The organism is Enterobacter sp. fkY84-1 (genome assembly GCF_052974705.1).
Genome location: NZ_CP169393.1, coordinates 1,609,739 through 1,625,353, shown reverse-complemented (window position 1 = coordinate 1,625,353; position 15,615 = coordinate 1,609,739). Strand labels below are relative to the sequence as shown.

Sequence of the window (15,615 nt, the reverse complement as noted above, 5' to 3'; positions counted from 1 at the left end):
CTATTTTTCCCCACACGCGTTTGACTGCGCAAAAAGTCACCCGCACGCTGACCTCACGTCACTCTCCACGACCTTGTACATACCGTAACATAGCAACGCTCATCCTTTTAAATTGCTCTGGTATAGAATGCCACAAAAATAGACGGTCATTTGTAGTGTAATTGTTATAAATCTGAATTCCCGCAGATTTTAGACATTACTGCCATGCAGTTTTACGGGTTGATGATGAAAATCAAGAATACGCTTTGCTTACATATCCTGATGGCAACCCTGGCCATTTTGTTCCTTTGTATTCACCCGCTGGTGACGAGCTTCGATCCACCGCTCGCCTTCCAGCCGCTGATTAAATCAATGGCGGGCACGCCTAAAGAACAAGCGGAAAAAATTGCCACTATTTCTCATGCTTTAGAAGGGAATGCGATATTCTTCATTGGTGCGTCTGAGGTGGCGACCTCTGAAGATGAACATTACGCTGTCTATAATTATTTTAATAAGCAATTACACAAACCCGTCGTGGCGTATGGCGATGCGTTTGTTGATGACGAAACGCAGTTTTTACTGTTCTCACGTTTTAAAAATAGCCTTAACGCAAACAGTAAAGTTGTTTTGCTTCTGGCACCCGACAGCTTTTACTCAAAAGGTCTGCCACCCGCTATCTACGCCGATAATTTCCCGGGCTCTATTTTTAATCCTTTGATGAAGGATCCGCAGGCGCGCCCAATATTAGTCAATTATTTAAAACATATTGATAGTAAAGAAATAAGCCATTTAACCTTTGGTCAAATGCGTGTCTTTGGCTGGCACCCCGATCTGATATGGGACGAGGTGAGTTTCCAGTTTGCCAGCATCTGCACCTTGATAAAAAACGACTGGCTGGCGCTGCTCAACATTATGCCCCGGACGGTACAGCCGTGGCCGCCGCAGCCAACCACCCATATTGCCCCAGACTGGGATAAAGAGCTGGCGAATGCCCGCGAGTTAAATAAAAAACGCCAGCAGAGCGCGGCCACCTTGTGGATGGACAAAACGATTTACGAGGAGGACGGTACGCGGCAGCAGTGGGATGACACGCCGGTCGTACCTGCGCAAATCGCCGCCTTCAGAAAAACCGTCCAGCTCCTGAAAGACCGTCACGTGCAGGTGATTGCTATCGTCGACCCGGTTAACCCCTGGGCGCTTTACAACACCGATACCTTCCGCCCGGTTGATAAGCAAATTCAAACCATTCTGGAAGCGAACCAGATCCCCTATTTAGATATGTACGCCATGCCTTATCAGAATGGCTGGAACTGGGATCGTTTGCACCCTTCCGAGCTGGCCTGGGTTCCTATGATTCGCTTTATTGCACAGAGCTTTAAATAATGAAAATCGCGATCCGTCTTTTTTTCCTTTATCTCCTGCTGGCGATCACCATCGTCGCGTGGACCTCTGTCGATGACAGCATGAGTATGCAGCTGCATTTTGAATATCAAAAGTTCTGAGGCCGAATGATGTATAGCTCAGGCATGTTTTTTGTCTATTTATTTTCATCCGCCCTGGCGTTTGCGCTGGTCAATCGCGTATTACGTCATCGCCTGACGTATTTATCGGCGTTATCCGTCCTCGCCGCATTAGGCTGGGGCTATATTTTTCAGGGTGATTACCGTGTTCCCGCGGTCGTTTTTTTCAGTTTTTACCTTGTCGCCGCGTTAAAAGAAAAAGGATGGTTAAAAACCTGGCAGGCGATTGTGTTAACGCTGCTGCCTTTATTTTTGGTGAAATTGCACCTTAATCATCATCTCGGCATGATCGGCCTCTCTTTTATGACGTTCCGCGCGGTGGACGTGCTGCTCTATCGCAGTAAAAAAGAAGGACAGAATTTCCTGCATTATTTCTGCTATCTGTTTATGCCCTTTATTATTCTGGCGGGCCCAATGTATCGCTGGCGGACATGGATGAGCGACGTCAGCAAGCCCGTCTTTGCCCTTAATCGCGAACAGTTTTTAGTGGCGCTGGAGCAAATCATTACCGGCATTGTCCAGAAGTTCCTGTTTGCCATGCTGGTTGATTCACTTGTCGTGCAGCCCTGGAGCCATAAGCCGTTTACGCTGACCGTGGGCGTGGTGATGTCGATTGCCTATAGCGCCTACCTCTACTTTGATTTTGCGGGCTACAGCAATATGGCCATCGGTGCGGGCCGCCTGTTTGGGTTGAACATTCCGGCAAACTTCAATATGCCGCTTCTGGCAAAGAACCCGCAGGATTTCTGGCGCCGCTTCCACATCAGCCTGTCTGAATGGCTGCGCGATGTGGTCTTTATGCCCGTTTATATGAACCTGATGAAGTTCAATTTTTTCCGTCAGAACAAAACGCTGGCGCAAAATATCGGTATTTTCTGCACCCTGTTTTGCATGGGGGCATGGAATGGCCTGGAACGCCATTACGTCATCAGCGGCGCGCTGTTTGGCGCCACTTCAGTCGCTCACAACATGCTGCTGTGGTCAGCCAAACGCAGCCCGGCGTTACACCGCGGGTTGCAGTATCCGGCTGTTGCGTTTTTAGGGCGCATTCTGACGCTGGGAAGCGCCGCGGGCGCCCTTTACATCTTTAGTGGAATGTCACCTCTATGAAAAATCTCTCCGATCTTCAGGAACTGCAGGATTTCTTGCGTGCGGCATTATGCGATCCCGCCTCCCCGCAGCAGCTGGCCATCAGCGGCAGCGACGAGGCCTTAAGCTGGCTGCAGCTTTCCGCTGCCGTGACGGACTGGGCGCAGCGCTATCAGCGTAGCCAGCCTGTTGCCGGTACGCCGGTCGTCTTGTACGGACACCAGCAGGCCGAGTTCGCCGTGGCGATTTATAGCTGCCTGCTGCACAACATTCCGTACATTCCGGTGGACTGCATATACCCGCAGGAGCGCCTGCGGGAGATCTGCCACCTGGCCAGCGCCCCTCACTATTACGACGTCGCGACCCGGCAGTTCATCGCCACGGGTGAACCGGGCAAGGTGCTGGAGGAGCAGGATCTGGCCTATATCATGTTTACCTCCGGCAGCACCGGCAAGCCTAAAGGGGTGCAGATTGGGCGTGAAAGCGTGTGGCACTTCATGAAATGGGTCAGCCAGGACTTTTCGCTGCCGGAAAAACCGGTGCTGATGAACCACGCGGTGTTCAGTTTTGACCTCTCCCTGATCCCTTTGCTGGCGAATCTGGCGATGGGTGGACACATCGTGCTGAACGCCAAAGACGATATTCAGAAAGCGAACTGGCTGGAGCGACTGAAAAGCAACGCCGTCTCCGCCTGGGTTTCCACCCCCTCTTTTGCTTACCAGCAGCTGCTTTCCCCGCAGTTCAACAGCGAGTATTTACCTGAACTCAACGTCTTTATCTTCATTGGTGAAGTGTTGAATAAAGCGCTGGTTAAACAGCTTCGCCGCCGTTTCCCGCAGGCCAAAATCATCAACTCCTATGGCCCAACGGAAGCGACCATCGCGACCACCGTGGTCGAGATCACGGATGCGATCATGAACAGCGACAGCGCCGTGCTGCCGGTGGGGGTCATGATGCCTGAGAGCAAAATGGAAATTTCCGCCGAGGGCGAGCTGATCATCTGGGGAAAAAACGTCATGCGCGGCTACCTCGGCCTGCCGCAGGAGAACGCAGAAAAATTACTCCGTCGGGAAAATGAAGCATTTCGCGGCTACCGGACCGGCGATCTGGGCTATGAAGCGGGGCTTATCTACTGCCAGGGACGCAACGACAGCCAGGTCAAACTGAATGGCTACCGTATTGAAATCAACGAAATTGAAAACCGCCTGCTGGCGATGTCCGGGATTAACGAAGCGGTGGTGATGCCACTGATGAAACCCTGCGGCAGCGTGCTGCGCATTGCCGCGTTCTGCGTGACGGAGCTGGCGCCGGATACCATCAAAACCTCGCTCTCGAAGGTAGTCCCCCACTATATGGTGCCGTCACAAATTATCGTAAAAGACGCTTTGCCGCTGAATCCTAACGGCAAAATTGACCGCAAGCTGCTGGACGCTTACGCCCGCACAAATTAATGACTCCAGGAAAAATTATGGAACAAGAAATTCTCGCCCTGTTCGAAAAAGTGTTATCCCGTAAGGTGGGCTTTCACGATGAGCTGATTGAATCCGACATTCTCGACTCCATCCTGGCGGTCGATATGGTTCTGGAAGTGCAGGACGTTTACGGCTGCATGATCCCGCCGACAGACGTGGCGACGGTGCTGAAAACCCCGGCGGACCTGGCACGCTATATTGAAGAAAACCGCTAAACGCCCCTGCTGTTAATCCTGCCCTGAAGGCTCTGGCGCATCGCGCCAGAGCCCAGACGCAAAATGAATATCCTTCACCGGAATTAAACCAACCGCTTTTGGGATTTCTCCTACACTTTAGGGGTCGTGTTGTTCTTAACAGAGGAGTCTGCGGTATGGCATTCGTAACCACGAAAGACGGCGTCAACATTTACTACAAAGACTGGGGTCCGAAAGAGGCTCAGCCTATTGTCTTCCACCACGGCTGGCCGTTGAGTGCCGATGACTGGGATAACCAGATGCTCTTCTTCCTGGCAGAAGGCTATCGCGTTATCGCTATCGATCGCCGCGGACATGGACGATCGGACCAGGTGAGTGAAGGCCACGATATGGATCATTATGCGGCCGATGCGTCAGCCGTGGTTGAAAGCCTGGATCTGCGCAATGCCGTGCACGTCGGTCACTCCACCGGCGGCGGCCAGGTCGCCCGCTATGTTGCGAAGTACGGCCAGCCGCAGGGGCGCGTCGCCAAAGCGGTGCTCGTCAGCGCCGTCCCGCCTCTGATGGTCAAAACGGAGACGAATCCCGGCGGAACGCCGATCGAGGTTTTCGACGGCTTCCGCAAAGCGCTGGCGGCTAACCGCGCCCAGTTTTATCTCGACGTTGCCAGCGGTCCTTTCTACGGTTTTAATCGCGATGGTGTCGACGTTTCGCAGGGTACGATCCAGAACTGGTGGCGTCAGGGGATGATCGGAAGCGCCAAAGCCCACTATGAGGGGATTAAGGCGTTTTCAGAGACCGACCAGACGGAAGATTTGAAAACCATCACCGTTCCCGTTCTGGTGCTGCAGGGCGATGACGATCAGGTTGTACCGTATAAAAATGCCGCCCTTCTCCAGGACAAGCTGCTGGCGAACAGCGTGCTGAAAATTTATCCGGGCTTCCCGCACGGGATGCATACCACCCATGCGGATACTATCAACGCGGACATTCTGGCTTTTATTCGCTCATAACGCTGCGTTTCTTGCCGGGTGGCGCTGCGCTTACCCGGCCTACATTCCGCTACGATATTCCATTCAATGCATGAACGCCACCCGAGGGTGGCGTTGTTTATTCTGCTTAGCGCTTCTGCGCAACCAGTTGGATCATATTGAAATACGCTCCGGCCCCCGCGTCCATAATGGGCACCATCATCTCCTGAGCAATCTCGCATTGCATAAACTCATCCCACGCCTGCTGACAGGTATCCATCTCCCGTACGGCGATCAGCGCCGCACCGGGCTCTTTTTCCCACAGCGCTTTCCACCAGGAGAGCGGATAGAAATACCACTCAGGGGTCCAGAAAGGTTTAACCACCTCCGGGAGATGCGTTTCGCTGTACTCCCCGATAAATCCGGGAACGGCAACCGCAATGTGCCCGCCGGGTTTGATGAAGGGTAGCAGCTTGCCCAGCATGGCGTCATTGTTGCCAAAGTATTGATATGCATCCACGCTGACGATCAGGTCAAAGTAATCATGCGCGAACGGGATCGCTTTTGTAGCATCAACCCGCAGCGGAAAGATTTTTCCGTCCAGATCCCGTTCGCTGAAACGCGCTGCATTTTCTCCCGGCGTAATCCACAGATCGGCGGCAAAAACCGTGGCGTCATATTTTTCGGCGAGCAGGATAGAAGAGATCCCTTTCCCGCAGCCGAGATCGAGAATGCGCATCCCTGGAGCGATATGCAGTTGAGCAACCAGCTCCTCGGTAAGCCGCATGGCGTTTGGGCCCATCATGGTGTCGAGCAAAAAAGCGCGGTCATAGCTATCTGTATAGGGTGTATTCATCACTGCTCCTTAGCGATTATCCAGCTGGGCGCGAACGTTGTTCAGCCCGGTGGTGTTGATCCGATAAGGCTGCCCGTCCACGGATCGGATCAGCTTTTTGGTGCGGAGTTTTTTGAAGACGCTGAGCGTGCAGTCGCTCAGCACCAGCCCTTCACGGGTATAGCACTCAACGGACGTGACGCGGCCAGAACTGTCGCGGACGTGCACAATACGTCCACCTTTGGCGAGAACGTGTAAGGTACGTTGTTCCTGACGGGATAAATTCATACTGGAAAACCTGTGTAATCATCATGCGTAAAAACGAGCCCACACCCGCAGGTGCGTGCGTAAGGTTTAAGCGCAGCGATAACCAGTCCGTCCTGAGATGGGCGGGAAGCTGATTATCTGATGAAAACATTCTCCAGCATCAAAGCCTCGGTAAGCGGTAAAAAGGTATTTACGGGGTGAATGATAACGCCTGTTTTTTACAGGGGAATAGCGGGAGGTTAAAAGTGTGAACGGGATCGGTCCGTAAAATCGTCTTTCGTCAATTTTACTGCCAGACTGAAGCCCTTTACTGAACACCGACTGGAGCTCTTCTTATGCCTGATAACTATACCGTGGTTGAAACCGTCCCCACTGCAGAAGCGTTTTGCCGGCTGCGCGAAATCTCGGGTCTTAGCCCTCGCCCGCTGGAGGCCGCCCGAAAAGCGCTGCCCGGCAGCTGCTATGGCATGCATATAGTGTTTCAGGGAAAACCGGTCGGTATGGGGCGCATCGTAGGGGATGGTGCGTTGAATTTTGATATCGTCGACGTCGCGGTTGATCCGCTTCATCAGGGGAAAGGACTGGGCAGAGTCATTATGGAAACGCTTGTTGCCTGGCTGGATAACCACGCCTGTAAAGGAGCGTACGTTTGCTTAATGGCCGATGTGCCTGAGCTTTATACTAAATTTGGTTTTACGCTCGTTCGCCCGGCAAGCGAAGGAATGGCCAGAATCTGGTGAAGGACAAACCTGCGTTAAGGCAAAAGAAAAACCCCAGGTTAACAAGTAACCTGGGGTTTATATCTGGCGGAAGCGCAGAGATTCGAACTCTGGAACCCTTTCGGGTCGCCGGTTTTCAAGACCGGTGCCTTCAACCGCTCGGCCACACTTCCTGAGTGAGGCGAACTATAAACACCTCACCGCGTGCTGTAAAGAGTGCCAGCAATCGTTCGCTGTAAAAATAGTCAAAACGTGTTTAATCGGTTGAACTGACAACACATCGACGATTTTATCAGCACAGGCCTAGTGTTTTTTGATGTACATGTCTTTCGTGTAATAGTACCCCAGCTTATCCGGCGTAAATCCGCCCACCCACGGTTTCACCAGGTGCGTACGGACGTAGTGATACACCGGAATGGCCGGCACATCGCGTCCCAGCAGATCTTCCGCCTGCTGGTAGAACTTACCTCGCTCTTCCGTTGTTTTGGCTTTTGCGGCATTCACCAGCGCCTGGTCGTATTCCGGATTGCTGTACTGGCTGGTGTTTTCGCTGTCGCCGGTGCGGAAGTTGTTCAGGAACGTCGCCGCGTCGTCGTAGTCGGCAATCCAGGCGTAACGCACCGCGTCAAAGTTGTGGGTGTGCATGGTATCCAGCATGGTTTTCCACTCCTGATTTTGCAGCTTCGCGTCCACGCCGAGGTTTTTCTTCCACATGGAGCTGGCGGCAATCGCGATGCGCTGGTGCGATTCAGAAGTGTTATAGAGCAGGTTGAAGCTCAGGGGATGGCTTTCGTTATATCCGGCCTCGTTCAGCAGTTTTTTCGCCTCGGCGATGCGCTTGTCCAGCGGCCAGCTGGCGTAATCCGGGTTCTGGAGCTTTACGCCGCCGATGTCCGGCTGGCTGATGAGCCACGCCGGGCGCTGCCCCTGCCCTAATACTTTTCCGGCAATGATGTCTTTATCGAGCGCCATGTTCAGCGCCTTACGCACCCGCGCGTCGTTGAACGGCGGCCGGGTGGTATTGAATTCGTAGTAATAGGTCGCCAGCTGCGGAGAAACATCCAGCTGGCTGCCCAGGGTTTTCTTGAGCTGGGCAAACTGGTTGATCGGCACCGTGTAGACAATATCAATTTCGCCCGCTTTATAGCGGTTCACATCGGAGGCCTCCGAGGTGATGGGCAGGTAGGTCACCTTGTTAATCACGGTGTGCGCGTTATCCCAGTAGCGCGGGTTGCGCTCCGCCACGATGCGTTCGTTGACCACCCACTGCGACAGTTTATACGCCCCGCTGCTGACGAAGTGCTCAGGCTTGGTCCACTTTTCGCCAAAGCGGCCAATCAGCACTTTATCCACCGGCACAAGCGACGGGTGCGCCAGCATGGCGAGGAACGCCGCGTTTGGCTGGGTGAGCGTCACTTCCAGCGTGGTGTCGTTAATGGCTTTCACGCCCAGCGTGTCGGGGGATTTTTTCCCCTGAGCGATATCGGCCGCGTTGGCGATATGCATGTTGCCCGGATAGCTCGCGTATGGTGACGCCGTTTTCGGGTCAATCAGGCGCTGCCAGCTCCAGACCACATCCTCTGCGGTAATCGCCGTGCCGTCGCTCCAGGTGATGCCCGGACGCAGATGGAACGTCCAGACGGTGTTGTCCTTGTTCTCCCATTTTTCCGCCAGCCGTGGCTGGACGTCACCCGACGGGGAAACGCTCACCAGACCTTCGAATAAATCACTGATAATATTGAATTCGATGTCGCTTTCGACTTTATGCGGGTCGAGCGAAGCCGGTTCACTGCCATTATTCCTGACCAGTTCCTGTTTATCGGCCAGCGCGGTTCCTGCCGGCACGTTAGCCGCCCAGGTTGTCGTGCTGGCGCACAGGATCCCGGCGGTAAGTAAAGAGAGCGTAAAGCGCGTGCGTGTTTGTGGTTTCATGTCCTTCGCCTTATTGTCTGTTTTTGTGACGATCCGGAAATAACTCTTAGCGGCCTTATGGTAATAACGCAATAATTTTCAGTAACCTATAAGAGGTTGATCTGATTAATCGCGTCAAACCGCTGTTCATACTGGTGAAACGTATTTATGCAGAAGAAACAACCAGGTCCCGCGCTAACCTGCTGAGTAAAGATGGGTAAAACCACTTTGAGAGTGACGCGCCGTTTCCTATTCTTTCCGTTAATTACATCTGTCATAAGAGAGTGACTCATGGATCGTATAATTACTTCCTCACGCGACCGCACATCGCTACTCAGCACCCACAAGGTGCTGCGCAATACCTATTTCATGCTCAGCCTGACGCTGGCGTTTTCGGCGATCACCGCCACCGCCAGCACCGTGCTGATGCTGCCGTATCCGGGGCTGATCCTGACCCTGGTGGGTATGTATGGTTTGATGTTCCTGACCTACAAAACCGCTGACAAACCGGTCGGTATTCTGTCCGCGTTTGCCTTCACCGGCTTCCTGGGCTACATCCTGGGGCCAATCCTGAACGCGTATCTGTCCGCCGGAATGGGCGATGTGATTGGTATGGCGCTGGGCGGCACCGCGCTGGTGTTCTTCTGCTGCTCGGCCTACGTGCTGACCACGCGTAAGGACATGTCCTTCCTCGGCGGCATGCTGATGGCGGGTGTTGTGGTGGTGCTGGTGGGTATGGTGGCCAACATCTTCCTGCAGCTGCCTGCTCTGCACCTGGCGATCAGCGCCGTATTTATTCTGATCTCTTCCGGCGCGATCCTGTTTGAAACCAGCAACATCATTCGCGGCGGTGAGACGAACTATATCCGCGCCACCGTGAGCCTGTATGTGTCGCTGTACAACATCTTCGTCAGCCTGCTGAGCATCCTGGGCTTCGCCAGCCGCGATTAAGCTGACCTGCTGAAACATAAAGGAGAATGCCCCCGGCATTCTCCTTTTTTTATGCCTTAATCACCCCGGCAAATATAGGTGGGGTAACGCCGGTCCTGAATCAGCCATACGGAAGGCGAGAGTTCAGAGATCGTGAGATAGTAGCGTGCGGTCGGGCTGGCAAAGCTTCCCCACTGGGCATCAGGGGTGTTGTCATTGTGTCGACGCCAGGTCTTGGTGTAGCTCAGGACAATTACCTTATCATCGTCCCGTCGCTCCCACGTAAAATCCACGTCCCTGTCAACGATCAGGCTCTTACCTTCAGCCTTTGCAGCGCCTTTGTAGGTGGTCAGGCCGGTGCCGTTACGATGAAAATAGAACTGGGCAACAGCATTGACCTTCACTTCATTTGCCTTTCCTTGATTGCGCGTAAAATTAAACTCGGTGCTGCAGGCCAGCGCATCGCGCTTATAGGCTCCGCCGGTGTAGATAAAGAGCGCAAACGCCCCGCCAACGACTGCGCCACCCAGTCCGAACAGAAGTTTGTTTTTCATTCTTCCGCCCCGCTTTTATAGCGAATAGTTTTACACAGGCTGGCTTCACTCACCGGGCAGGCGCCGATGAAAACCTCATCGGCGGCGGCAAGCGAAAAGCGGGCGCTGAAATAATAAATGTTGTACTCCTCGCGCTCGCACGCGACGTTATTTTTCTTCAGCAGCTCGGACAATTTTGATAACACCAGCGGTCGGCCATGATCGTTGATCACCCAGAGCCGACAGCCAGCTATTTTTTCCTTAACGGGTTTGAGTGTTGCGGGTACGGTTATCTCAAGCTGTCGGCTAAAAAACAGGCTAAACCCCACGACTGACGTCGTTAATACCGCTAAAATCAGCCACCACTTTTTGGATAAACGCTTATATCCTGACGGCTGCTCAACGGACGGCTGAGATACTTCGGGCGTAACGCTCTCTGCGGGCTTAAAAATAACGTCGGCGTCAAAGCGGAATCCAAACCGGGGCACGGTCACGATATAGTCGTGGCTGTCGCCCAGGGCGTGGAAGCTTTTGCGTAATTCACTTACCGCCTTATTGAGGTTATTTCCCGACGGCGTAAAGCCGAACTCCTCCCACACGCGAGTGATCAACTCTTCCCGGCTCAGGTCGCGCCCTTTATGACGAATAAACTCCTGTAAAAGACGAACGGCCGGAGCCGAAAGCGTTAATACAGACTCGGGTTGCCCAACAATACTTATTGCATGTGCTTCAGGATCGAATAACAACGAATTATTGCATATAAAAAACATCTTTTATTCTCGGCTGTTACCGCATGCTTTTTAATCCCTGATACAACGACAAGAAAATCGCCTCCTGAACTGATTGTTTTTTCATCAGAAGGAGTTTTCTCCCCATCCCGGGTCGCGGTATTTTCGCTTAACTATACAACCTTAAAGCCAGGAAAGCAGGATAAAAAACTGTATATAACGAGTTAATTAATACAAATTTTCACAAACCGCTGTTCTGGTTAAAGTTTCCCTGCCCTGAAGCAATACGTTAGCAGAGGGTGTCCCGTTGTGAATGCGCCGGGAATGAACTCAACGCAGGCGGACAGAAAGTGAAACAGAAAAATAGTGTGAATAAGACAACTGCCTTTTATATCGCCGCGCTGTCATTGCCATTTTTCTCAGAAATGGCACTGGCCAATATGAGCGTGTATCCCATGGAACTTAACGTGGATAAGTCCGGTGCGGCGCAAATTAAGGTGGCGTCAAAAACGGATGATATTCAGTTCATTCGAGTGAGGCAAAAGAAAATTCTTAATCCCGGCACGCCCCAGGAAAAAGAGATTGATGTGGCCTCGTGGAAAGAAGGTGGCGTTGTTGTCACACCGGAAAAATTCGCCCTTGCGGCAGGCGCAATGCGCGTGGTTCGCCTGGTATCGCTTGCACCACCGGAAAAAGAGACGACCTGGCGCGTCTATTTTGAAGGCGTAAAGCAGCCTGACAGCATTATTCCGGGCAAGGCAGAAAGCCCTGCGGCGACGGCAAGACTGGGCGTCAATGTGATCTGGGGCGCCCTGATCCATCTCGCACCGGAAAAAAGCGTGGTTTCACTGACGATTGACCCTCTCAGGGGAACGTTAAAAAACAACGGCACGTTGCGCGTGCCGCTCAGGGAGATCGGTGTTTGTGATGCGGATTCATCGTGTAGATGGATTAAAGAAGACGCGACGATTTATCCGGACACCGAACGGAAATTAAAAACGCTCACGAAGGTACAAGGCCAGAAATATAAATTCCGCTACTTCAACTGGCTGAATAAAAGCGCTGAAGAAGCTGATTTACCCGTCGTGCAATAACACGACGTCACCGTAAAAACCCCACAGGGTTTGATTAAAGAGCCAGGGTGCTCATTTGTAAATATGGAGATATCAATGCGTAAGTACTTTAAACCTCTGATGATTGTTGCCGCGATGACCACGTCCGTTAGCGCGCTGGCGATTCAAAAAGATATTACCGTCAACGCCAGCGTTGATTCACAGCTGGATATGACTCAGGCCGATAACACGCCGCTGCCGGCAAGCATCGATATGCAGTACCTGCCTGGCCGCGGTCTGGAAAGCTACCGTCTGAATACCAAGGTGTGGTCTAACTCCGCCACCAGCAACGTGAAAGTCCGTCTGGTGAGCGCCGCGAAGCTGGCGAATGCCGACGGTGCTGAAACCATCCCTATGACGGTGAAGCTGGGCGATAAAACCCTCTCTACCGCAGATGTTGAATACACCGGTACCGAACTGTTCCCGGGGAGCATTGAAAACGGTTCTGCGGTACTGCCGCTGACCATTTCCCAGACCACCAAAGGCATTCTGAAAACCGGTCAGTACAGCGGCGTTGTCAGCCTGATGCTGACGCAGGCGACGACCACGGAAGGCGGTGCGTAACACCACAGCACCTAAGGAATAACGTCAGAGGGTGCCCACCCTCTGACGTCAGGATGATGTCGAGGCTCGTTCATGGCGTTTCACAGAAATACTCTCCTCTTTGTTGCTTTGTTACCCGCTTCCATCCAACTCGCCTGCGCCGGGCTGGCCGTCCCACCAGGTTTTGAAGATCTGGCAAAGACGCAGCGCCTGTGGACAGAGGTGAACCTCTACGGCGAATCGCTGGGCCTTTTTGAAACGGATATCACGCTTGAAACGGTGAGCTTTGTCGCACCTGAGAACGTGGTAGCGGCCATCAAACGGCGGTTTAATGACGCCCCATCCCTCGTTGCCACCGTCTCTGCCGCGCTGGCCGTTCCGCTTGCCCGTAACGGCAACCTGGCCTGCAGCAGCAACGGCTCCGCAGCGGGCTGCGATTACATCGATACCGATCGCGCGGCCATTATTTATGACGAGAATAACGCCCGCATTAACCTGTTCCTGGACAAGAAATTTCTGCCTAAGCAGACGGCAGAGAACGCATGGTATCAGCCCACGCACGGCACCGAAAATGCGCTGATCCATCAACAAAACCTTAACTTCGTTGCCGACAGGGATTATCAGTCGGCCACCGTGCAGGGCAACGGCGCGCTGGCGCTCACCCAGGACGGCTATGTGAATCTCGACTGGACCTGGCTGGGGCAGCGTTCACGGCACCAGCAGCAGCAGGAGGTCACCGTCAACAACGCCTGGTTCCGCCAGGATATCCTGCGTCAGTACTATGTTCAGTTAGGCGAGATGGATACCCGCGATCTGTTCAGTAACGCTGGCGGAAATATCACCCTCAGCCAGCTGCCGCTGGGCAAAATTCGCGGCCTGCGCACGGGTTCAACACGGGCGTGGATGAACCCGGTTCAGCAGTCGAAGGGAACCCCTGTTACCGTGCTGCTTTCCCATGACGCGCGTATCGACGCCCGCCGGGGCAATCAGCTGCTGGCGAGCTTCTATCTGAATGCCGGGGCGCAAACCCTGGACACGCGATCGTTCCCGGACGGGAGCTACACCGTGACGCTCTCCATCTATGAAAATAACCGGCTGACGCGCACCGAGCAGGTGCCGTTTACCCGAACCGGCATTACGCCATTCGACCGCGTCGAGTGGTTCCTGCAGGCGGGCGAAACCGACAACAGCGATCAAAACGAAGAGCGCCGCGCGGTAGCGCAGGCGGGCGTTCGTCTGCCCGTCACCCCGACGCTGGCGCTGACCAGCGGCGCAACGTTCAAGAAAAACCAGCGTTTTCTGGAAAACGCGATCGACTGGAGCCGGGGCTTCAACGCGGGCCCGATCGATGGCGTGCTGAGTACCCGGTTTAGCTACCTCTACGGCAGCCAAGGACAGCGCGGCAATATTCAGCAAATCAGCTACAACGACGGTTTTTCTTTGAGCGTCTATCGCAACGCGTTATCCGCTGAAAACTGCAACACCCAAAACGCGGGATTTGACACCGTGAACGGCTGTTATCGCACCCTCTCGGTGATGTTCTCCGTCCCGGTCGGCGCCTGGTATGCGAGCCTGGGGTATTCGGATAACCGCAACGAAGGCCGGTACGTTTCACGCCGGGAGCTGCCGGACAGTGACGATCGCCACGATGCGGGTTTGCCGTGGGAATCGGTCTATATGACCCGCTCGCGCACGCGGGCCTGGCAGGCTGGCCTGAGCAATGCCTTCAGCACCCATGGCCTGAACATTAACAGCAGCATTAACCTGTTCATGCGTAACGATGACGCCCGCGAAGGCAGGGATAAAGGCGGCTACCTGAGCGTGAGCCTGTCCATGGCGCATAACCGCCAGGGCGATGCGTCAAGCTACACCTCTCTGGGCGCGACATGGCAGCACCAGCAACGTGAAAAAAATCAGATGAGCTACAACGTGGCGCATAACTGGTATGCCGATGCCCGCGGCGAAAATGAGTACGGCCTCAGCGCGTCGGGCATTAACAGCGACTCGCTGAATACCTCAGCCTATACGCGCCAGGGCGGACGATATGGCAACGGGAGTCTGACCGTCAGCGACGCCTGGGATCGTCAGGATCGTCGCCATACGCTGAGCAGCAGCGGCAACTACAGCTCGACGTTTGCGCTGTCCCGCTCTGGCCTGTGGCTGGGCCGCTGGAGCGACGGTCGCCCTGCTTCCGCCGTCGCGGTGAACGTGACCACGCCGGAAGATGCTCAGGATCCGCGCGTCGCCGTGTCGCTGGATAACGGCGGCAGTGCCGATATTCCAGGCAATAGCCGCGCCCTCTTCGCGGTGCCGGGCTATCAGCAGACAACGTTGACGGTTAACGAATCGCTGGATGTCTCACGAGGAGCCAGCAGTGAAATCACGCAAGGATCGGGCAGCAGAACGCTGTTTATGGTGCCTGGCAAACTGCTGCGCCGGGACGTGCAAACCACCGCAAGCTACACCTGGCTCGGCCAGTTAACCGACGAGCGTCATTCGCCGTTTATCGGCGGCGTGCCGCTGAACGTGAACGGCTGGAGCGACCTTGGCAACGGCGGGTTTAGCGCCCAAAGCGACGCCCTGCTGCATAACCTCTACCTGGTGCGTCAGCAGCAGTTTTATCAGTGTGCGCTGAACGTGAAGAGTATGCGCGACGTGGTGCGTTACGTCGGGTCGATCCCCTGTAAGGAGTTAACCTTCTCCGCCCTGCCGGATGCCGTCCAGCAGCAGGCACAGCTGATGCTGGCAGGACGGTCGGTCCCTGCTGGACCGACTGCCATGAACACCGATAGCCTCACTAAAGGGAAATGAT

15 protein-coding genes and 1 tRNA gene are annotated in these 15,615 nt (G+C 54.2%); 10 read left to right on the top strand and 6 right to left on the bottom strand.

Translation table 11 applies throughout. The features are described from left to right. Positions 1–225: 225 nt before the first annotated feature. From ACEPLT_RS07580 to ACEPLT_RS07560, 5 genes are all read left to right on the top strand, one after another. The gene (locus ACEPLT_RS07580) at positions 226–1,362 is read left to right on the top strand and encodes a D-alanyl-lipoteichoic acid biosynthesis protein DltD (RefSeq protein ID WP_232928338.1); all 1,137 of its coding nucleotides are present in this window, start codon (positions 226–228) and stop codon (positions 1,360–1,362) included. 128 nt (positions 1,363–1,490) lie between these two features. Next, positions 1,491–2,609: an MBOAT family O-acyltransferase gene (locus ACEPLT_RS07575; RefSeq protein ID WP_232928435.1), complete on the top strand. Its 1,119-nt coding sequence runs from the start codon at positions 1,491–1,493 to the stop codon at positions 2,607–2,609. Further along, entirely contained in the window at positions 2,606–4,039 is a 1,434-nt protein-coding gene (locus tag ACEPLT_RS07570) for an AMP-binding protein (RefSeq protein WP_232928336.1), read from the top strand. Before ACEPLT_RS07575 ends, ACEPLT_RS07570 begins: the two co-directional genes overlap by 4 nt. A gap of 17 nt (positions 4,040–4,056) precedes the next feature. Beyond that, complete coding sequence (locus ACEPLT_RS07565) at positions 4,057–4,275, top strand: acyl carrier protein (protein WP_008499867.1); 219 nt, start codon at positions 4,057–4,059, stop codon at positions 4,273–4,275. Positions 4,276–4,430: 155 nt separating this feature from the next. After that, positions 4,431–5,267: an alpha/beta fold hydrolase gene (locus tag ACEPLT_RS07560; RefSeq protein WP_232928334.1), complete on the top strand. Its 837-nt coding sequence runs from the start codon at positions 4,431–4,433 to the stop codon at positions 5,265–5,267. Between the two features lie 106 nt (positions 5,268–5,373). Here ACEPLT_RS07560 and ACEPLT_RS07555 read toward each other — a convergent pair whose 3' ends face one another. Beyond that, positions 5,374–6,081: an SAM-dependent methyltransferase gene (locus tag ACEPLT_RS07555; RefSeq protein WP_232928332.1), complete on the bottom strand. Its 708-nt coding sequence runs from the start codon at positions 6,079–6,081 to the stop codon at positions 5,374–5,376. 9 nt (positions 6,082–6,090) lie between these two features. After that, positions 6,091–6,348 (bottom strand): YjhX family toxin, encoded by a 258-nt coding sequence (locus ACEPLT_RS07550; RefSeq protein WP_045908351.1) that lies wholly within the window; start codon positions 6,346–6,348, stop codon positions 6,091–6,093. Positions 6,349–6,662: 314 nt separating this feature from the next. Here ACEPLT_RS07550 and ACEPLT_RS07545 point away from each other — a divergent pair, with 314 nt between their 5' ends. Then, positions 6,663–7,067: a GNAT family N-acetyltransferase gene (locus ACEPLT_RS07545; protein ID WP_048027271.1), complete on the top strand. Its 405-nt coding sequence runs from the start codon at positions 6,663–6,665 to the stop codon at positions 7,065–7,067. Positions 7,068–7,131: 64 nt separating this feature from the next. On the opposite strand, the gene ACEPLT_RS07540 is transcribed toward ACEPLT_RS07545, so the two are convergent. Both ACEPLT_RS07540 and ACEPLT_RS07535 read right to left on the bottom strand, forming a co-directional pair. Continuing rightward, positions 7,132–7,219 (bottom strand) — tRNA-Ser (locus ACEPLT_RS07540). A 130-nt stretch (positions 7,220–7,349) separates the two neighbouring features. After that, positions 7,350–8,978: an ABC transporter substrate-binding protein gene (locus ACEPLT_RS07535; RefSeq protein WP_032674490.1), complete on the bottom strand. Its 1,629-nt coding sequence runs from the start codon at positions 8,976–8,978 to the stop codon at positions 7,350–7,352. A 270-nt stretch (positions 8,979–9,248) separates the two neighbouring features. Between ACEPLT_RS07535 and yccA the strand changes: the two genes are divergently transcribed. Next, positions 9,249–9,908, top strand: coding sequence for an FtsH protease modulator YccA (yccA, locus tag ACEPLT_RS07530; RefSeq protein ID WP_032674489.1), 660 nt, complete (start codon positions 9,249–9,251; stop codon positions 9,906–9,908). A 56-nt stretch (positions 9,909–9,964) separates the two neighbouring features. On the opposite strand, the gene ACEPLT_RS07525 is transcribed toward yccA, so the two are convergent. Both ACEPLT_RS07525 and ACEPLT_RS07520 read right to left on the bottom strand, forming a co-directional pair. Continuing rightward, positions 9,965–10,441 carry a hypothetical protein gene (locus ACEPLT_RS07525; protein ID WP_032651222.1) on the bottom strand — a complete coding sequence of 159 codons (477 nt, stop codon included), beginning with the start codon at positions 10,439–10,441 and terminating at the stop codon, positions 9,965–9,967. Then, complete coding sequence (locus tag ACEPLT_RS07520) at positions 10,438–11,190, bottom strand: winged helix-turn-helix domain-containing protein (RefSeq protein WP_032674488.1); 753 nt, start codon at positions 11,188–11,190, stop codon at positions 10,438–10,440. The genes ACEPLT_RS07525 and ACEPLT_RS07520 overlap by 4 nt, the downstream gene beginning before the upstream one ends. 308 nt (positions 11,191–11,498) lie before the next feature. On the opposite strand from ACEPLT_RS07520, the gene ACEPLT_RS07515 reads away from it, so the two are divergent. From ACEPLT_RS07515 to ACEPLT_RS07505, 3 genes are all read left to right on the top strand, one after another. After that, positions 11,499–12,242 carry a hypothetical protein gene (locus tag ACEPLT_RS07515; RefSeq protein WP_023292856.1) on the top strand — a complete coding sequence of 248 codons (744 nt, stop codon included), beginning with the start codon at positions 11,499–11,501 and terminating at the stop codon, positions 12,240–12,242. A gap of 75 nt (positions 12,243–12,317) precedes the next feature. After that, a complete protein-coding gene (locus ACEPLT_RS07510; RefSeq protein ID WP_021240847.1) occupies positions 12,318–12,824 on the top strand; it encodes a CS1 type fimbrial major subunit in 507 nt (168 codons plus the stop codon). A gap of 72 nt (positions 12,825–12,896) precedes the next feature. Then, complete coding sequence (locus ACEPLT_RS07505; RefSeq protein ID WP_032674487.1) at positions 12,897–15,614, top strand: TcfC E-set like domain-containing protein; 2,718 nt, start codon at positions 12,897–12,899, stop codon at positions 15,612–15,614. Position 15,615: the final 1 nt, after the last annotated feature.